Here is a 16769-nt window from a genome sequence, read left to right on the forward strand (position 1 = left end):
CCAATCATGTCTTTCAGCCCGCTCCGGAGAGCGGCAGATAACTTTCCATCAGGCTTCCGGCGAGCATATACCAGCCGTCGATCAGCACGAAGAAGATCACCTTGAACGGCAGCGAGATCAGCACCGGCGGCAGCATCATCATGCCCGCGCTCATCAGCACCGAGGCGACGATCAGGTCGATCACTAGGAAGGGCAGGTAGATCAGGAAGCCGATCGAGAAGGCGCGGCGCAGTTCCGAGATCATGAAGGCCGGCACCAGTTCGCGCCAGCCAACGGCCTCGGACGAGGCGGGCAGCGGCCCGGGCTCGACCTCGGCGCCTCCCGCGTCACTGCGCGCCGCGATGTCGTGGAACAGGCTCAGGTCCTTCTCGCGGGTGTTGGCGTACATGAAGGTCTTGAAGGGCTGGCCGATCCGCTCCAGCGCCTGTTCCTCGGTGATCGAATTCTCCATCAGCGGCTGCACGCCGCCCTCCCAGGCGTCCTCGAACACCGGCTGCATGACGAAGAAGGTCATGAACAGCGCCATGGACGTCAGCACCATGTTGGGCGGCGTCTGGTTGAGCCCGAGCGCCGAGCGCAGCATCGAGAAGACGATCACGAAGCGGGTGAAGCTGGTCATGATGACCAGCAGCCCCGGAGCCAGCGACAGCACGGTCATCGCCGCGATCAGCTGGATGATCCGCCCCGAGAGCGAGGCGCGCTCGTCCGAGCCGGCAGGGGCGCTGCTCAGGGCGTCGCCAATCGCCCCCAGCAGGTCCGAGCCCGCCGATTGTGCATGCGCCGTGCCGGAGGCCGCAAAGAGCACCCCCGCCGCCAGAAGCAGGCAGGTCAGTGCAACTCCCCACTGGCCGGATCGGTGGTTCATTCTTCGGAGACGTAGTCCTTGACGATCTCGATCAGCGAGACGCCGAGCCTGTCGTCGGGCAGGCGCACGAGATCGCCGCGCGCCACGAGCCGTTCGTTGATCATCACTTCCACCGGCTGGCCGATGCTCTTGTCCAGCTCGATGATCGAGCCGCGGCTGAGCTTCAGGAGCTGCGCGATCGGCATGCGGGTCTGGCCCAGCACGATCTGCACGTTCAGCCCGACGTTCAGCATCGCGTCGATGCCCTGGCCGCTCTCCGCCGTCTTGGGGGCCGCGGCGGCGGCTCCGGTTTCCGCCTGCGCGGTCTCTGCCTCGTCCATCATGTCTTATTCTCCTGCCTGATCCTGCCCGACGGTCGCGTCGATGCGTGCCTTGCTGTCCTCGAGCGCGCCGAGGATGCGTTGGCAGATGTCGTTGAAACTGTAGTGCATCACCCCGTGGTCCCATTCCGCGCGCACGTCGCCGGTGGCAAGCGCGGGGTCCGGCTTGACCTCGATGCGCCCGCCGAAGCCGGACTGCCGCGCGATGCGGTGGACCTCGGCGGCGCTGCTTTCGGTGACCTCGGGGGCGAAGTGGAATTTCAGCTCGGCGGCGCCGAGCGCCATCCGCACGGCGCCCCGCGCCTCCTGAAGCGCCTCGGTCTCGGCGAGGGCGGCGGTCGCCGCCGGGGCCACCTGCCGCAGCACCGAGAGCGCAAAGCCGACCATCTGCGACTCCAGCACCGCGTGGTGACGGTCGGAGTCGGCGAACAGCGCTTGCAGGGCGGGGGCGATCGCCTCGACGGCAGTCACCTGGCGGGCGCTCGTGCTCTGCTGCGCGGCGGAGGAGGCCTCGTCGCGCCCCTGCGCCAGCCCGGCCTCGAAGCCCTCGGCCTGGGCCTTTGCCACCGCTGCGTCGAATTCGGCGCGGGTGTAGATCGCGCCGATCTTGGCCTGTTCGCCGCGGAGTTGCGCGTCCGCTTCGACGTCGAAGTTGCGGTCGAAGATGAAACTCATGTCGCGGTTCCTTCCGCCAGCCAGCCCTTCACCACCTTGATCGCATCGTCGGGCTCGTTCTCGATCAGCTCACCGACGGTGTTGATCCAGCCGCGCTGCACGCCGCCCTGCACCGAGGCGAAGGAGACCATTTCCTCGCTGCCATCGGGCAGCGGGTCGAGCACGGTGCCGCTGTGCACCTGCTGCTGCGCGGTTGCCTGCTGGCCGGGCTGAAGCGCGGCCACGTTGGACTGTCCCGGAAGACCGGGCGCGGCCTGCGAGCCCGGCAGGGCGGCGGCGGCCTGGGGCGCGGGCAGCCCGCCCGGCGCATCGTCCGCGCCCGGCTCGTTTGCTTCCATCAGCCGGGCCAGCGCCGGGCGGACCCCGAAGGCCAGAACCGCGGCCACCAGACCGAGGGCGAAGAGCCCGCGCAGGATCGTCCCGAGGTTTTCGGAGAGCACCTGCGCCACGCTGCGGTCGGCGGGCTCGCCGACGTCCATCGAATAATCCATGAAGCGCAGGCTCACCACCTCGACGGAGTCGCCGCGGGCCTCGTCGAAGCCCATCGCGCTCTGCACCAGCGCCTGCAGCCGCTCGAGTTCCTCGGCGCTGCGCTCCTCGTATTCGACCGAGCCGTCGGGCTGCACGTTGTAGATGCCGTTGATCAGCACCGCCACCGACATGCGCTGCACGTCGCCCGGTTCGCGCACCGTCTCGACCTGCGTGCCGCCGATCTCGTAGTTGACGATCTCGTTGTTGGTGTTCGAGCTGTTGGTGTTGCTGCCCGGCACCGCGTCGGCGAGCGCCGCGGGCACGTCGTCGGCGACACCGACCTCCCCACCGGCGGCGCGCTGGTCCTGCGTGGTCTCTTCGCGGGTCTCGGTCGAGCGCACCACGCGCTGGTCGGGATCGTAGGTCTGCTCGCGCACGACCTGCCGTTCGCTCGACAGGTCCACGCTCACCGTCACCCGGGCATTTCCGGCACCCACCCGGGCCGAGAGGATCTGCGTGATGCGCTGGCTGAGCCGATCCTCAATCTGCGCGCGGGCCGACTGCAGCGAGGCCTCGCTGCCCGCCTCGCCGTCATCGGCAAGGATGGTCTCGCCCGAGGCGGAGAGCACCGTCACCTGTGCCGGGGCGAGGTCGGGCACGGCGGATGCAACCAAAGAGCGAATCGCATGGGCCTGCCGCATGCCGACCTGCCGCGACCCGCGCACAATCACCGAGGCGGAAGGGGTGGGGCGCTCGCGCGAGAAGGGCTCGCGCTCGGGCAGCACGAGGTGAACGCGCGCGGCCTCGACGCCGTCGATGGTCTGGATCGACCGGGCCAGCTCGCCCTCCATGGCGCGCATCCGGTTGACCCGCTGCATGAAGCTGTTCATCCCGAGCCCGCTCTGCTCGTCGAAAAGCTCCCAGCCCGGCGTGCCCTCGCTGGGCAGGCCGAGCGAGGCCAGTTCCATGCGGGCGCGGGCCATGTCCTCGGCGGGCACACTGACCGCGGTGCCGGCGGTGTCGGTGCGGCTGCGGATGCCCGCGGTCTCGAGCGAGTCGACGATGCGGGCGGCATCGGCCGGGTTCAGGTCGCGGTAGAGCGAAACGTAGTCCGGGGTCGTGATCACTGAAAGGCCAAAAAACACAGCGATAACAAGCGCAAGCCCGGTCCCGCCCAGCACCGAGAGTCGTCGCCATCCCAGCGATTTTAGGTTTTCGAGTATCGCCTGCACGTGTTCTGCGCCCTGTCGTGTCGCCCAATGCAAGAATAAACACAACTGTTCTTGCTCATCAAGAACTATACCGGAAGTTCTGCTTGCTTAGAATGAAGATTCCACGCATAGTGAGGCAAGATTAACGGCTACTCTCAAAGACGGTCCATGGCTGACGCGACAACGACCGAAAACGGCACCAATGGCTCCGGCGCGCGGGGCAAGCTGGTCATCGGCCTGGCGATCTCGCTCGCCTGCGTCCTGGCGCTGCTGGCCGGGGTGGTCGCGGCGGTCGGTCCGGATCAACTCGGCGCGATGCTGGGCGGCTCCGACGCGCGCGATGCCGGATCGCCCGCCCATGGCGGCACCGGCGGGACGTCGTCCCGGTCGTCGAGCTATCAGCAGATCATGGACATGCCGAGGGCGCCCGAGAACATCATCGTGCTGCCGTTCCAGGAGATCATCGTAAACATCACGGCGACCACGGCCACCGGGCGACAGACCTCGCGCTTCCTGAAGCTGAACCTCGCGCTTGTCTACGACAACAGCCTGCTGGGGGCCTCGGCGATCGAAACCCGGCAGATCTTCATGCGGGACAGTTTTCAGGACTACCTGCGGCAGCTCAACGAGAGCGATCTGCAGGGTTCGATCGGTCTTGCCCGGCTCAAGGCCGAGCTGCTGCGCCGCGCCCGTGCGATCACCGACAGCGACGCCCCCCAGGAATTTCTCATCGCGGACCTGATCATTCAATGAACGAGCAGAGCCAAGTCATGATCGACACCCGGGCGGTCGAGGAGCTGATCGTCGAGCGCGCCAAGCGGTCCTATGCTCGCCTGCCGCTGCTCGAGGTTGTCCTGGATCGCTTCGCCCTGTCGCTGTCGCAGTCGCTGAAGACCTACCTCGGATCGGTGGTGGACGTGACGCTGACCAAGATGGACTACCTGACCTGTCAGGACGCCATCGACTCGCTGCCCGAGCCCTCGCTGATCGGGGTGACCGAAGCGGTGGAATGGAGCGGCACCATCGGCGCCGCGCTGCGCCCGGAACTGCTCTTCTCGATCCTCGAGATCACCTTCGGCGGACGTACCGTGCCGGAGAGACCGCAAAGCACGCGCAACTTCACCGGCATCGAGAAACGGATCGGCAAGGCCTTCTGCGAACGCACGCTGTCGGAACTGTCGCTGGCCTTTGAAAAAGTGACGCCGGTGCGCTTCGAGATCAGCCATCTCGAGACCAACCCCAAGGCGCTGATGCTGGGGCCGCCGACCAGCGCATGCGCGCGCGCGATCCTCGAGATCAGGATCGAGGACCGGGTTGGCGAAATGGTCTTCCTTCTGCCCACGACCGCGCTCGACGCTGTCGGCGATATCCTGTCGCAGCAGTTCACCGGCGGCCAGCTCGGCGGCGACAGCGGGTGGCGCAAGAAGCTGACCGAGAAGCTCGGCACCACGAATATCCCGGTGTCTGCCGTGCTGGGAGAGACAAAGTTGAGCCTGCGCGAGGTGCTGTCCTGGACTCCCGGGCAGGTGCTGGAGCTGGGCATGCAGGTGGACGACCCGGTGACGCTCAGCGTGATCGGCAAGACCATCGCCCGCGCCGAGGTCGGACGCCGCAAGAACGGCAAGATCGCCCTAAAGGTTTCTGAAAAATTGTACGAAGAAGAGGAATTGCCGCATGTCCTTCTTGATTGACATCGCCATTCTGGTGCTTCTCGTCGGCACGCTGACCTACGCCTGGGTGGTGGATCGGCGGGTGCGTGTGCTGATGGCGGCGCTGCGCGAGCTCGAGCCGATGATCGGCAGCTTTTCCGCCGCGGTGGACAAGTCGGAAAACGCCGTCTCGGCGCTGCGCACGGCCAGCGAGCAGGCGGCGGACGGCCGGGCGCGGCGCGCGCGTGAGCCGGAGCTCAGCCGCGGGGATGCGCCCTCCTTCCGCACCACGCGCGAGCGGCCGAACCGGCCGACCGGCACGGCGTCGGTCTCGGGCAAGTCGGAGCTGGTGCGCGGCTTCTTCGAAACCGTGCGCAACCGCGAGGCCTGAGCCAGATGCGTCCCATCACCTTCCTGCTCATGGGGCTCGCCGTGGCCGTGATCGGCAAGATCGGCGTGACCCTTGCCAACGAGCCCAAGCTTGCCTCGATGACCGAGCCGCCGCGGACCGAGCAGACCCTGTTCGTCGGCGCGGCCTCGGCCGCGGCCAGCGAGGAGCCCGAGGCGCTTCCGGTGGCCGCCGAGGCCAGCACGGCATCGGCGGATCCGGCAATGCTCTGCGAAGGCGGTCCCGAGGAGCTGCTGGCATCGATCCGCGCCGAGCGCGAGCTGCTCGTGGCGCAGCAGGAGCGCTTCGCGCAGCGCGAAGCCGAGATCGACCTGGCGCGCGAGACGCTGGAGGTGGAACAGCAGCGGCTGACCGATCTGAAGGTGGAGCTCGACGGCCTGCTGGAGAAGGTGAAGGCCGCGCATACCTCCGACGTCGATCGGCTGGTGGCGCTCTACCGGAACATGAAACCCAAGGATGCGGCGACGATCATGGACGATCTCGACATCGAGGTCTCGGTCATGGTCCTGGGCACGATGAACGAGCGCGACGCCGCACCGATCATGGCGGCGCTGAACCCGGTGCGGGCGCGGGCCATCTCGCAGATCATCCTCGAGCGCTCCAAGCTGCCGGGCGACCAGCGGCTCGACGACATCCGTCTCTGACTTAGAGTTCCCTCGTGAAAGTGCCGGCCCGCATCTGCGGGTCGGTGCTTTTGCATTTGCGGAGGGCGGAATCGGTGCGATGCGACCTTAGGGCAGCGCCCCGGGGGCCTGTCCCTGTTTGCTGCGCAGGTCCCCCCGGGGTTAATTAGCGATATTGAAGCCGGGGCGCCTCAGCTGGCCAGTTCGTAATAGGCGGCCTTTGCCTCGATCAGCGCGTCGTGGCTACCGCGCTCGACCACGCGGCCCTGCTCCAGCACCACGATGTGATCGGCGTCGCGCACGGTGTTGAGCCGGTGCGCGATGACCAGCGTGGTGCGCCCCACCGCCAGCCGCGACAGCGCCGCCTGCACCTCGCGCTCGGTGGTGCGGTCCAGCGCCGAGGTGGCCTCGTCGAGCAGCAGGATCGGCGGGTTCTTCAGGAACACCCGGGCGATGGCCACCCGTTGGCGCTGCCCGCCCGAAAGCATCACGCCGCGCTCGCCGACCACCGTATCGAGCCCCTCGGGCAGGGTCTCGATCAGCGGGCCGAGCTGTGCGTGCCGAACCGCGGCTAGGATCTCCTCCTCCGAGGCGCCGAGCTTGCCGTAGGCGATATTGTCGCGCAGCGTGCCGCCGAAGAGGAAGACATCCTGCGACACGAGGCCGATCTGGCTGCGCAGCGAGGTCAGGGTCATCTTACGGATCGGCACGCCGTCGATGCGGATTTCGCCGCCCGTCGGCTCGTAAAAGCGCGGCAGCAGCGCCATGAGGCTCGACTTGCCCGCGCCAGAGGGGCCGACCAGCGCCACGGTCTCGCCGGGGTGGATGTCGAGCGAGACGCCGTGCAGCACCCCGCGCGCGCCGGTGTAGGCGAAGCTGACCTTGTCGAAGGTGATCTCGCCGCGGAACCTCGGGGCCTCGCTGGCATCGGGGGCGTCGGCGATGTCGGCCTCGGTGGCCAGCAGCTCGGTGTAGCGGCGGAATCCGGCGATGCCGCGCGGGTAGGTCTCCATCACCGCAGCGATCTTCTCGAGCGGGCGGAAGAAGACGTTCACCAGCAGCAGGAAGCCGACGAAGCCGCCTTCCGACAGCGAGCCGTTGAACACGAAACCCGCGCCCGCGACCATGACCACCACCTGCACCATGCGCATGCCGCTGTAGTGCAGCGCGGTGAGCTTCGCGAGAATGCGGTAGGCGTCGAGCTTGGTCTCGCGGTAGCTGCGGTTATCCTGCTCGAAGAGCGCGCGCTCGTGCGCCTCATTGGAGAAGGCCTGCACCACGCGGATGCCGCCGAGGCTTTCCTCGAGGCGGACGTTGAAGGCACCGACGCGGCCGTAGATCGCCTGCCAGGTCTTGGTCATCCGCCCACCGTAGACCGCCACCAGCCAGACCATCACCGGCACGATCACCAGCGTCATCAGCGCCAGCGGCAGGTGGATCCAGGCCATGAGACCGAAGGCCCCGGCAAAGGTCATGATGGCGATGAAGAGATCCTCGGGGCCGTGGTGGGCGACCTCGCCGATCTCCTCGAGATCGCGGGTCACCCGCGCCACCAGCTTGCCGGTCTCGGCGCGGTCGTACCAGCCCCAGCTCAGTTTCGTCAGATGCGCGAAGGCCTTGCTGCGCATCTCGGTCTCGATGTTGATGCCGAGCTTGTGGCCCCAGTAGGTGACCACGATCATCAGCCCGGCATTGACCAGGTAGATCGCCACCAGGCCGATCGCGGCGAGCAGCGTCAGCGTCCAGTCGCCGCCCGGCAGCAGGTGGTCGATGAAGCCGGCGATGGCCAGCGGGAAGGCCAGCTCGAGCAGGCCCGAGGCGACGGCCGACCCGAAGTCGAGCCAAAAGAGCCGCATGTGCGGGCGGTAATAGGCGAAGAACTGGCGCAGCATATGGCGGTCTCCCAAGGGTCGTGGCGCGATCCTGCCTGGCAAAGGCAGAAAGGGGCCCCGCATCCATAGACGCGGCGCCCCGGCGTGTCAGGTGAAAGGGATCACCACTTGTAGGTCAGGCGGGCCTGCACCGTCCGGCCGTCACCGTAGTAGCAGCCGAAGGAGCCGCAGTTGGCCACATAGGCCTCGTCGGTGAGGTTGCTGACGTTGACCGAGACCTGCATGTCCTCGGTGATCGCATAGGCCGCCTGCAGGTCGAGCAGGGTCACGTCGTCCATCTCGTAGGTATTGGCTGCATCGCCGTAGCGCTCGCCGATGTAGCGCACGCCGCCGCCCAGCGTCAGCCCGGCAAGCGGGGTGCCCTGCGCGAAATCGTAGTTGGCCCAGAGGCTGGCATTGTGCTCGGGCGCATTGGGCAGATCGTTGCCCTCGTTGTCGCCCTCGGTCTGTTCGGCGACGTTCCAGCTGTAGGCGCCGCGCAGGTTCCAGCCGCTGTCGAGATCGACCGAGGCCTCGAGTTCGAGCCCCTGCGAGCGCGCCTCGCCGATCTGGTTGTAATCGCCCACGCCGTTCGCGTCGGTGGTCGCGGTCAGAAGGTTGGTCTGCTTGAGGTCGTAGAGCGCCGCGCTGAAGAAGCCGTTGAAGCCGAGCGGCTGGTATTTCACCCCCACTTCCCACTGCTCGCCCTTGGTCGGCTCGTAGGTGTTGCCGCTGTTGTCGGCGCCGATCTCGGGATCGAAGGAGGTGGCGTAGCTGACATAGGGCGCCACGCCGTTGGCGAAGAGATAGCTCAGGCCCGCGCGCCCGGTGGTCGCCTCGTCCTGCTGGTCGATCTCGGTCGTGCCGCCGAAGTTGTTCCAGTTGGTGCCTTCCTGGCTGGCCCAGTCGTGGCGCAGTGCCAGCGACGCGCGCCAGTTGCCAAATGCCATCTCGTCCTGCGCGTAGATGCCGAACTGCTCGAGGGTCAGGTCGTTGGTCTCGACGTACCACGCATCCGAAAGGTTGGCGCCATTGTAGGACGGGTTCGAGAAGCTGATGTCATCGGCATAGGCAAACCCGGTGGACTCCTCGATGCCGTAGCGGCGCAGGTCCATGCCGAAGAGCAGCGTATGCGCCACGGGCCCGGTGTCGACGGAGCCGGTCACCCGGGCGTCGAGGTTCTGGGTGAAGCTGTCTTCCGAGGTGATGTTTGCACCGCGGGTGATGGTGTCGCCGTCGGTGACGCCGTTGTTGACGTAGAAGCCGGTATAGTCCCAGTCGAACTTCTGGTAGCGGAAGTTCACGTCCAAGTCCCAGTTCGCGCTGAGCTGCTGGTTCAGCTCGAAGCCGAGGTTAAGGGTCTCGCGCTCGCTTTCGTCATCGCTGGTGTCGCCGGCGTAGAAGTCGCGCAGGTCCTCGTCGTCGGCGTCGCCGATCAGGTCGTAGGGGATGCCGGCGGGGGTGACCGGATTGTCCTTCAGCCAGGAGCCGAGGAGTTGCAGCGTGGTCTGCTCGGTCGGCTCCCAAAGCGTGGCGAGGCCGAGGTACTTGCGGCTGTTCTCGAGATCCTCGACGTCTTCCTCGCTGTCGCGCACGACCGCGGTCACCCGCGCTGCAAAGGTGTCGCTGAAGGCGTGGTTGTAGTCGATGAAGCCCTCGGTCGCCTTGGGATCGCCCGCGCCCACGCCGACCTCGCCGAAGCTGAGCAGCTGCGCCCGCTTCTGGATCTGGTTGATCACACCGCCGGGGATGCCCGCGCCGTAGAGCACCGAGGCCGGGCCCTTGAGCACTTCGACCCGCTCCAGCGAATAGATCTCGAAGGCCGGGGCGCCGAAGTCGCGCAGCAGCCGCAGGCCGTTGAGGTATTGCGCGTTGCTGCCGTCGAAGCCGCGCACGGTCGGCGCGTCGAAGCGCGGGTCCGTGCCATAAGGCTGCGCCAGCAGGCCCGCGGTGTAACCCAGCGTGTCGCCGAGCGTGGTCGCGCCCTGGTCCTCGATCTGCTCGCCGGTGATCACCGAGATCGACTGCGGCGTCTCGAGGATCGGCGTGCCGGTCTTTGTGGCGGTCTGCGAGGTGGTGGCGACATAGCCCGGGACCGGGTCGGAGGGGTCATATTCGCCCTCGAGCACGATCTCGCCCAGGTCGAAGAGGTCTGCGGTGGATTGCGCCTGCGCCGCCCCGGTGAGGGCGAGCAGGCTGGCGCTGGCCAGGAGCGTCAGGCGGAGAGTACTTGTCATGTCACGTCCCACGATACGAAATTTTTCCGAGTGTTTAGCTCGGGATTTAATGCCGCGATTGAATGAGAGCGCCGTGATTTGAAGCAATCGCGCGCGTTCTTGCCTTGCGCCAGGCGCCAGGGGTCTCTCCCTGCGCGGCGCGGAAGGCGCGGGTGAGATGGGCCTGGTCGGAGAAGCCGGTGGCCGCGGCGATCTCTGCAAGGCCCATCGGCGTGTCGGTCATCAGCCCCATCGCCGTTTCCACCCGAAGTTGCGTCAGCCAGCGCTGCGGCGTGGTGCCGAGGCTCTGCTTGAAGGCGCGGGTCAGCCAGCTTTCCGACAGGCCCGCCAGTTCGGCCAGTTCGGCGACCTCGATCCGCCGGTGCAGCGCCTTGGTGGCATGGCTCTGCAACTCGCGGATCACATGCGGCGGCAGCCCGCCGCGCCGTGGTTCCGCCTCGGTTGCGCCGAGGTCGAGCACCTCGCAGAGCAGCGCCGACAGCAGTCCGTCGAGCATCAAGTCGGGGCGGGTCGGGGTCTGCACCTCCTCGGCCAGCAGCGCAGCGAGCGGGCCGGTTCGTTGCGCGTCAGTCAGGAAATGCGCTTCGTCGATCCGCCGCGCGCCGCGCGCCGCCCGCAGCCGTTGCGCCAGCGGGCCGGCCTCGAGGTGAAAGTCGAGATGCGCGTAGTCCCGCTCTTCGGGGAGCGCGCTCCAGAGCGGCATGCCGGCGGGAATGTAGAAGGCGCCGATCCCCTCCATCCACGGCCCGTCCGTTGTGGTGCGCAGGCGCAGCGCAGCGGGGCGCGCGCCGAGGAAGACCACCAGCCGCGGATCGGGGGAACGGTAGAAACCGCCCGCCCCGGCCTCGCCGCGCACGTGCCAGACGTCGGCAATCGCACCGCCCCAACGCCGCCATCGCAGCGGGCGCGTGGGGCGGATGGCTCGGGTCTGCGATGTCATGCGGGGCATGAAGGTCATGGCGGCTCGCGTCGATCGGGCAGGGAGGCGCGGCCCGCGGGACGTGGCGGACCCGGGTGCCGGCAGGAAGTTACGGCAGACATGGCCTTGCGCGCGCCGAAGCGAGACGCTGGATCAATGCGCTCTTCTAGAAAAGCTGACTAGTTTAGTCAAGCAAGTCCCGAGGGTGGGAAATGGGGGGTCGCGTCGAATCGTCCGGACGCCGGAGACCGGCAGGCCACACGTCGCGCCTGCGGTCCTCTCGGGTGCGTCCCGGTAAAATGCACAAATTGGCGGCATGATTTCCGGGAAATTTTCAGCCGACCCAAGGTCCACTTCATCGCGCCGCCATTTTCATACCAATTGATTTGATCGCTTGCTATGGAAACTGAAATCGCTGCGGCGCGGCGGGGACAGTCGAAGGATGACGGCGAAGGATGACGGCATGAAACGATACTGGGCGGACTACAGCAGCCGGGAGTTTGCCGCGCTCGACCGCGAGAAGCTGATCGCGGTGCTGCCGCTCGGGGCCATCGAACAGCACGGCCCGCACCTGCCCATGTCCGTCGACACCGCCACGGTCGAGGGGCTCGTCGCCCGTCTCGCCAGGGATCTGCCGGGCAGCAGCCCGGTTGTCTTCCTGCCGACGCAGGCGGTCACCAAGAGCAACGAGCACAGCGCCTATCCCGGCAGTCTCACGCTGTCGGCCGAGACCCTGCTGCGGGTCTGGACCGAGATCGGCGCCTGTGTCGCCCGTTCGGGCGTGCGCAAGATCGTCCTGCTCAACGGCCATGGCGGCAATATTCCGGCAATGGACATCGTCGCCCGCGAGCTGCGCGAGAAGCACAAGATGATGGCCTTTGCCCTGAGCTGGTTCGCGGCGGGCATGCCCGAAGGCGTCTACTCTGAGCGCGAGCTGCGCCACGGCATCCACGCCGGGGACATGGAAACCTCGGTCATGCTGGCGCTCGACCCCGAGAACGTCGACATGTCCCGGGCCCGCGACTTCCCCTCGCAGGCAGAGAACTGGGCGCAGGAAACCCCCTCGATCGCGCTGCCCGGCCCGGCAAAGCCAGCCTGGCTGACGCAGGATCTCAGTAGCGCGGGCGCCTGCGGCGAGGCACATCTGGCCAGCGCCGAGAAGGGTGAGGCGACGCTCGACAATGCCGTTGAGAAGCTCAACGCGATCTTCGACGAGATCGACCGCGCGCCGCTGTCGCGCCTCGACACGCAGCCCGACTGGTAAGGAGCCCGCCATGCCCCTCGACACCACCGCGAAATCCCCTGTGCAGGGCGCTGCGCAGATCGAGATGTCCCACGTCTTCAAGCGTTTCGACAATGGAACGCTGGCGCTGCAGGACATGGACCTCACCATCCGCCAGGGCGAGTTCGTCAGCCTGCTCGGGCCCTCGGGCTGCGGCAAGTCGACGGCGCTGCGGATGATCTCGGGGCTGCTCGCGCCCTCGTCCGGGCAGATCACCGTCAACGGCCACGCGCCCGGGAAAGGCGTGCAGGGCGGCGACGTCAGCTTCGTCTTCCAGGAGCCGACGCTGATGCCCTGGGCCACGGTCTTCGACAACGTTTACCTGCCGCTGAAGCTGCGCGGCCTGAGCCGCAAGCAGGCCGAGGCGCAGGTGACCGAGGCGCTGGAGATGGTGGGTCTTGCCAAGTTCGGCGGCAGCTACCCGCGCGAGCTCTCGGGCGGCATGAAAATGCGCGTGTCGATCGCCCGCGCCATGGTCACCAGGCCGAAGCTATTGCTGATGGACGAGCCCTTCGCGGCGCTCGACGAGATGACCCGCTTCAAGCTCAACAACGACGTGCTGAACCTCTGGCGCCGCAACGGGCTAACGGTGATCTTCGTCACCCACTCGGTGTTCGAGAGCGTCTACCTGTCGAGCCGTGTCGTGGTCATGGCGCCGCGCCCCGGCCGGGTGGTGCACGACATGGCGCTGCCCGATGCCACCACGCGCGACGCGCACTACCGCACCACGCCTGAATACGCCGAGACCTGCCGTCTCGTCTCCGATGCACTCGAAGGGACCATGGACGATGTCGACCTCAACCACTGACCCCGTGACCATGGCCGCGCAGAGCGCCCCCGCCTCGGAAGACCCCGCGCTGCGCGCCGCCCGCCGCGAGCGCCGGATGCGCATCCTCATGCCCTGCATCGCGCTGCTCGCCGCGCTCGGGCTGTGGGAGTTCCTCGTGCGCTACAACGAGATCCCGCACTACCTGATCCCGGCCCCGAGCCTGATTGCCAAGACGCTCTGGACCGATGGCCCGTCGCTGCTGTCGAGCGCGTGGTTCACCGTCAAGCTGACGCTGCTCTCGCTCGGCCTTGCGATCATCGGCGGCGTGGCGCTGGGGATGGTCTTTGCCCTCTCGCGCACCATCGAGATGAGCCTCTTTCCCTTCGCGGTGATCCTGCAGGTGACGCCGGTCGTCGCCATCGCGCCGCTGATCCTGATCTATGTCGACAGCACCTTCGCGGCGCTGCTGATCTGCGCGTGGATCGTCGCCTTCTTCCCGATCCTGTCGAATACCGCCATCGGCATGCGCAGCGCCGACCACAATCTGCGCGACCTCTTCACGCTCTACGGCGCGACCAAGTGGCAGCGCCTGCGCTACCTGCTGATCCCCTCGGCGCTGCCCTACTTCATGGCCGCGCTGAAGATCGCCGGGGGGCTCGCGCTGATCGGCGCGGTGGTGGCCGAGTTCGTCGCCGGCACAGCCGGGCAGAACACCGGTCTGGCCTCGCGCATCCTCGAGTCCAGCTTCCGCAACGAGATCCCCCGGATGTTCGCGGCGCTCTTGCTGGTGTCGATGCTGGGCATCGCGATCTTCCTCGCCACCTCCTGGCTTTCACGCGCCGTGCTCGGTCATTGGCACGAGAGCGAAATCAAGCGGCAGGGCTGAGCGATGACCACGTTGAACGGGGTCGCCCTCGCCGGGCGCGCGGGGCATTGGGACGTGACGCTGGAGGGCGCGCGGATTGGCGCGCTCACCCCGTCGGAGGGGAAGGCGGGGGGCCTGCTGCTGCCCTGCTTCGCCGACGCGCACGTCCATCTCGACAAGACCTTCACCGCCGCCCGCGTGCCGAGCCGTCCGCAATCGCTGCACGAGGCGATCGAGCTGATGGCCGGGGATAAACCGAACTGGACGACGGACGACCTGCGCCAGCGCGCGGCGCGCGGGCTGCGCCGCGCCTTTGGCAATGGCACCAAAGCGATGCGCACCCACGTGGATTGGACCGAGGCCGAGATGCCCGAGGCGCTGCCGGTGCTGCGCGGGCTGGCCGAAGAGTGGCGCGGCAGTGTCGATCTTCAGCTTGCCACGCTGACGCCGCTGGATGCCTTCGCCGAGATTGGCGGCCGGATCGCGGAGGAGATCGCCGGGACCGGCGCCGTGCTGGGCGCCTTCGTCTACCGCAACGACGATATCCCCGGAAAGCTGCGCAGGGTCTTTGATCTGGCCGAAAAGCACGACCTGCAGCTCGACTTCCACGTGGACGAGGGTCTGGAACCGGAAGCGCAGGGGCTCGACGCGATCCTGCACGAGACCGAGGCGCGTGGCATGGCGGGCCGGGTGCTGGTGGGGCACTGCTGTTCGCTCTCGGTGCGCCCCGAGGGTGCGGTGGCCGATCTGCTGGGCCGGGCAGGGGAGGCCGGTATGGCCCTATGTACCCTGCCCACAACCAACGCCTTCCTGCAGGACGCCACCCCCGGCCGCACTCCGCGGCTGCGCGGGCTGGCGCCGGTGCACGAGGCGCGCGCAGCGGGGATGCCGGTGATGCTGGCCTCGGACAACGTGTGCGACCCCTTCTACCCGCAGGGCGACTACGACCTCTTCGACGTCTACCGCATGGCCGTGCTCGCCGGGCACCTCGACCCGGCAAGCTGGCTGTCCAGCGTCACCGAAACCCCGGCGCAGTGGCTCGGCCAGGACGTCGAGATCAAGACCGGCGCCCCCGCCGATTTCATCCATATCGCCGCCACCGGCCTCGACGATGCGCTGAACCGCCCCCGCGCGGTGCGCACCGTCTGGCGCGATGGCGCCCCCATCCCCGAGACCCCCGGAGACCTCGCATGACCGACACGCAACTGGCCGAACCGCAGGGCCGCCACGCCGAGGCGCTCGCCGCCTTGCGGCAGGAGCTCGAAGGCCTGCGCTTCTATGACGACGAACGCGCGCTTGAGGCGCGCTCTAAGGATTACTTCTGGTACAGCCAGATCCTCGACGCCGAACTGAAGGACAAGCGTGCCGAGCTGGTGGTGATCCCGCAGGACCAGGACGAGGTCATCCGCGTCGCCTCTGCCGCCGCGCGCCACAGGGTGCCGGTCACCCTGCGCGGCGGCGGCACCGGCAATTACGGGCAATGCGTGCCGCTCGACGGCGGGCTGGTCGTGGACCTGACGCGCCTCAACCGGATCCTCGAGATCACCCCCGGCCATGCCCATGTCGAGGCGGGAATCCGCATGTCGAAGCTCGACGATGCGGCGCGCGAGACCGGGCAGGAGCTGACCATGTACCCCTCGACCCGCAGCCTCGCCACCATCGGCGGCTTCATCGCGGGCGGCTCGGGGGGCATCGGCTCGCTGCGCCACGGCATGCTGCGCGACGAGGGGAACCTCACATATCTCAAGGTGCTGACGCTGGAGGAAGAGCCGCAGGTGATCGAACTGCGCGGCGCCGATGTGCAGAAGGTGCACCACGCCTATGGCACCAACGGCATCGTGCTGGAGGTCGGCCTCGCACTCACCCCCTCGACCGATTGGCTGCACACCGCCGCGCTCTTTGATGGCTACGACAAGGCGCTGCGCTTTGCCACCGCCGCGCAGGAGGACGGGCTCGACTGCTACCTGCTGACCCCGGTCGAGCGCCGCTTCGCGCCCTACTACCGCAAGTTCGAGGGCTATTTCCCCGAAGATCGCGACGCCGTCTTCGCCATGGTCGCCCCGTCGGACATGGACCGTTTCCGCGCAAGAGCCGAGGCCGAGGGCGCCACGATCTCCTTTGCGATGACCATGGAGGAGATCCACACCAACCGCCTGCAGCCCGCCTATGAATGCGGCTGGAACCACACCACGCTGCAGGCGCTGAAGGTGGACAAGGGCTGGACCTACCTGCAGGTCGCCTATCCGCGCCCCTTCGACATCGATCTGGTGATGCGCCAGATGGACCGCTACGGCGACGAGCTCTTCTGGCACCACGAGATGGCGCGGCAGGACGGCGAGATCCAGATCTTCGCGCTGCCGCTGGTGCGCTTCCGCGGCAAGGACGAGATGTACGCTCTCATTGCTGAGCTGGAAGCAGACGGGTGCACGATCTTCGACCCGCATGTGGTCACCATCGAGGATGGCGGCATGAAAACGATCGACACGGCACAGATCGACTTCAAGAAACTGGCCGACCCCTACGGGCTGATGAACCCGGGCAAGACCCGGGGCTGGCGCCCCGAAATGGCGCGCAGCGCATAACAAGACCCTCCGACCAACAGG

General features: G+C 67.4%; 16 protein-coding genes. 9 read left to right on the top strand and 7 right to left on the bottom strand.

The features are described from left to right. Positions 1-13: 13 nt before the first annotated feature. The 4 genes from fliP to fliF are packed head-to-tail and all read right to left on the bottom strand — an operon-like array spanning position 14 to position 3563. Positions 14-865, bottom strand: coding sequence for a flagellar type III secretion system pore protein FliP (gene fliP / locus LC039_RS19395; RefSeq protein ID WP_226627515.1), 852 nt, complete (start codon positions 863-865; stop codon positions 14-16). Beyond that, the gene (locus tag LC039_RS19400; protein ID WP_226627517.1) at positions 862-1188 is read right to left on the bottom strand and encodes a FliM/FliN family flagellar motor switch protein; all 327 of its coding nucleotides are present in this window, start codon (positions 1186-1188) and stop codon (positions 862-864) included. Before LC039_RS19400 ends, fliP begins: the two co-directional genes overlap by 4 nt. A gap of 3 nt (positions 1189-1191) precedes the next feature. Then, positions 1192-1860, bottom strand: coding sequence for a FliH/SctL family protein (locus LC039_RS19405; RefSeq protein WP_226627518.1), 669 nt, complete (start codon positions 1858-1860; stop codon positions 1192-1194). Then, positions 1857-3563 carry a flagellar basal-body MS-ring/collar protein FliF gene (gene fliF / locus LC039_RS19410; protein WP_226627520.1) on the bottom strand — a complete coding sequence of 569 codons (1707 nt, stop codon included), beginning with the start codon at positions 3561-3563 and terminating at the stop codon, positions 1857-1859. The genes LC039_RS19405 and fliF overlap by 4 nt, the downstream gene beginning before the upstream one ends. Before the next feature lie 147 nt (positions 3564-3710). Here fliF and fliL point away from each other — a divergent pair, with 147 nt between their 5' ends. The 4 genes from fliL to LC039_RS19430 are packed head-to-tail and all read left to right on the top strand — an operon-like array spanning position 3711 to position 6244. Beyond that, positions 3711-4295 carry a flagellar basal body-associated protein FliL gene (gene fliL, locus LC039_RS19415; RefSeq protein WP_226627522.1) on the top strand — a complete coding sequence of 195 codons (585 nt, stop codon included), beginning with the start codon at positions 3711-3713 and terminating at the stop codon, positions 4293-4295. Between the two features lie 17 nt (positions 4296-4312). Then, entirely contained in the window at positions 4313-5233 is a 921-nt protein-coding gene (locus LC039_RS19420) for a flagellar motor switch protein FliM (protein ID WP_226627524.1), read from the top strand. Continuing rightward, positions 5217-5582 carry a flagellar motor switch protein gene (locus tag LC039_RS19425; protein WP_226627526.1) on the top strand — a complete coding sequence of 122 codons (366 nt, stop codon included), beginning with the start codon at positions 5217-5219 and terminating at the stop codon, positions 5580-5582. Before LC039_RS19420 ends, LC039_RS19425 begins: the two co-directional genes overlap by 17 nt. Before the next feature lie 5 nt (positions 5583-5587). Then, positions 5588-6244, top strand: coding sequence for a MotE family protein (locus LC039_RS19430; RefSeq protein ID WP_226627528.1), 657 nt, complete (start codon positions 5588-5590; stop codon positions 6242-6244). 170 nt (positions 6245-6414) lie between these two features. Here LC039_RS19430 and LC039_RS19435 read toward each other — a convergent pair whose 3' ends face one another. The 3 genes from LC039_RS19435 to LC039_RS19445 all read right to left on the bottom strand — a co-directional run bounded on the left by LC039_RS19435 (position 6415) and on the right by LC039_RS19445 (position 11289). After that, positions 6415-8115: an ABC transporter ATP-binding protein gene (locus LC039_RS19435; RefSeq protein ID WP_226627530.1), complete on the bottom strand. Its 1701-nt coding sequence runs from the start codon at positions 8113-8115 to the stop codon at positions 6415-6417. 101 nt (positions 8116-8216) lie between these two features. Further along, positions 8217-10331: a TonB-dependent siderophore receptor gene (locus tag LC039_RS19440; RefSeq protein ID WP_226627531.1), complete on the bottom strand. Its 2115-nt coding sequence runs from the start codon at positions 10329-10331 to the stop codon at positions 8217-8219. 46 nt (positions 10332-10377) lie between these two features. Continuing rightward, positions 10378-11289 (bottom strand): AraC family transcriptional regulator, encoded by a 912-nt coding sequence (locus LC039_RS19445; protein ID WP_226627533.1) that lies wholly within the window; start codon positions 11287-11289, stop codon positions 10378-10380. A gap of 424 nt (positions 11290-11713) precedes the next feature. On the opposite strand from LC039_RS19445, the gene LC039_RS19450 reads away from it, so the two are divergent. The 5 genes from LC039_RS19450 to LC039_RS19470 are packed head-to-tail and all read left to right on the top strand — an operon-like array spanning position 11714 to position 16748. Then, positions 11714-12514, top strand: coding sequence for a creatininase family protein (locus LC039_RS19450; RefSeq protein ID WP_226627535.1), 801 nt, complete (start codon positions 11714-11716; stop codon positions 12512-12514). 10 nt (positions 12515-12524) lie between these two features. Further along, the gene (locus LC039_RS19455; protein WP_226627537.1) at positions 12525-13340 is read left to right on the top strand and encodes an ABC transporter ATP-binding protein; all 816 of its coding nucleotides are present in this window, start codon (positions 12525-12527) and stop codon (positions 13338-13340) included. Then, positions 13321-14187, top strand: a complete 867-nt coding sequence (locus LC039_RS19460; protein ID WP_226627539.1) for an ABC transporter permease — start codon at positions 13321-13323, stop codon at positions 14185-14187. Before LC039_RS19455 ends, LC039_RS19460 begins: the two co-directional genes overlap by 20 nt. Before the next feature lie 3 nt (positions 14188-14190). Further along, positions 14191-15360, top strand: a complete 1170-nt coding sequence (locus LC039_RS19465; protein ID WP_226627540.1) for an amidohydrolase family protein — start codon at positions 14191-14193, stop codon at positions 15358-15360. Beyond that, positions 15357-16748, top strand: coding sequence for an FAD-binding oxidoreductase (locus LC039_RS19470; protein WP_226627542.1), 1392 nt, complete (start codon positions 15357-15359; stop codon positions 16746-16748). Before LC039_RS19465 ends, LC039_RS19470 begins: the two co-directional genes overlap by 4 nt. The last annotated feature ends 21 nt before the right edge of the window (positions 16749-16769 follow it).

Origin of the sequence: Alloyangia pacifica, assembly GCF_020524285.1 — a bacterium.
GTDB lineage: Bacteria > Pseudomonadota > Alphaproteobacteria > Rhodobacterales > Rhodobacteraceae > Salipiger > Salipiger pacificus_B.

Excerpts from the sequence above, each read along its gene's own strand:
- LC039_RS19430 (WP_226627528.1), top strand. The coding sequence starts at position 5,588 with ATGCGTCCCATCACCTTCCTGCTCATGGGGCTCGCCGTGGCCGTGATC.
- LC039_RS19455 (WP_226627537.1), top strand. The coding sequence starts at position 12,525 with ATGCCCCTCGACACCACCGCGAAATCCCCTGTGCAGGGCGCTGCGCAG.
- fliL (WP_226627522.1), top strand. The coding sequence starts at position 3,711 with ATGGCTGACGCGACAACGACCGAAAACGGCACCAATGGCTCCGGCGCG.
- LC039_RS19460 (WP_226627539.1), top strand. The coding sequence starts at position 13,321 with ATGTCGACCTCAACCACTGACCCCGTGACCATGGCCGCGCAGAGCGCC.
- fliP (WP_226627515.1), bottom strand. The coding sequence starts at position 865 with ATGAACCACCGATCCGGCCAGTGGGGAGTTGCACTGACCTGCCTGCTT.
- LC039_RS19470 (WP_226627542.1), top strand. The coding sequence starts at position 15,357 with ATGACCGACACGCAACTGGCCGAACCGCAGGGCCGCCACGCCGAGGCG.
- LC039_RS19440 (WP_226627531.1), bottom strand. The coding sequence starts at position 10,331 with ATGACAAGTACTCTCCGCCTGACGCTCCTGGCCAGCGCCAGCCTGCTC.
- LC039_RS19420 (WP_226627524.1), top strand. The coding sequence starts at position 4,313 with ATGATCGACACCCGGGCGGTCGAGGAGCTGATCGTCGAGCGCGCCAAG.
- LC039_RS19405 (WP_226627518.1), bottom strand. The coding sequence starts at position 1,860 with ATGAGTTTCATCTTCGACCGCAACTTCGACGTCGAAGCGGACGCGCAA.
- LC039_RS19450 (WP_226627535.1), top strand. The coding sequence starts at position 11,714 with ATGAAACGATACTGGGCGGACTACAGCAGCCGGGAGTTTGCCGCGCTC.
- LC039_RS19435 (WP_226627530.1), bottom strand. The coding sequence starts at position 8,115 with ATGCTGCGCCAGTTCTTCGCCTATTACCGCCCGCACATGCGGCTCTTT.
- LC039_RS19445 (WP_226627533.1), bottom strand. The coding sequence starts at position 11,289 with ATGACCTTCATGCCCCGCATGACATCGCAGACCCGAGCCATCCGCCCC.
- LC039_RS19465 (WP_226627540.1), top strand. The coding sequence starts at position 14,191 with ATGACCACGTTGAACGGGGTCGCCCTCGCCGGGCGCGCGGGGCATTGG.
- LC039_RS19400 (WP_226627517.1), bottom strand. The coding sequence starts at position 1,188 with ATGATGGACGAGGCAGAGACCGCGCAGGCGGAAACCGGAGCCGCCGCC.
- LC039_RS19425 (WP_226627526.1), top strand. The coding sequence starts at position 5,217 with ATGTCCTTCTTGATTGACATCGCCATTCTGGTGCTTCTCGTCGGCACG.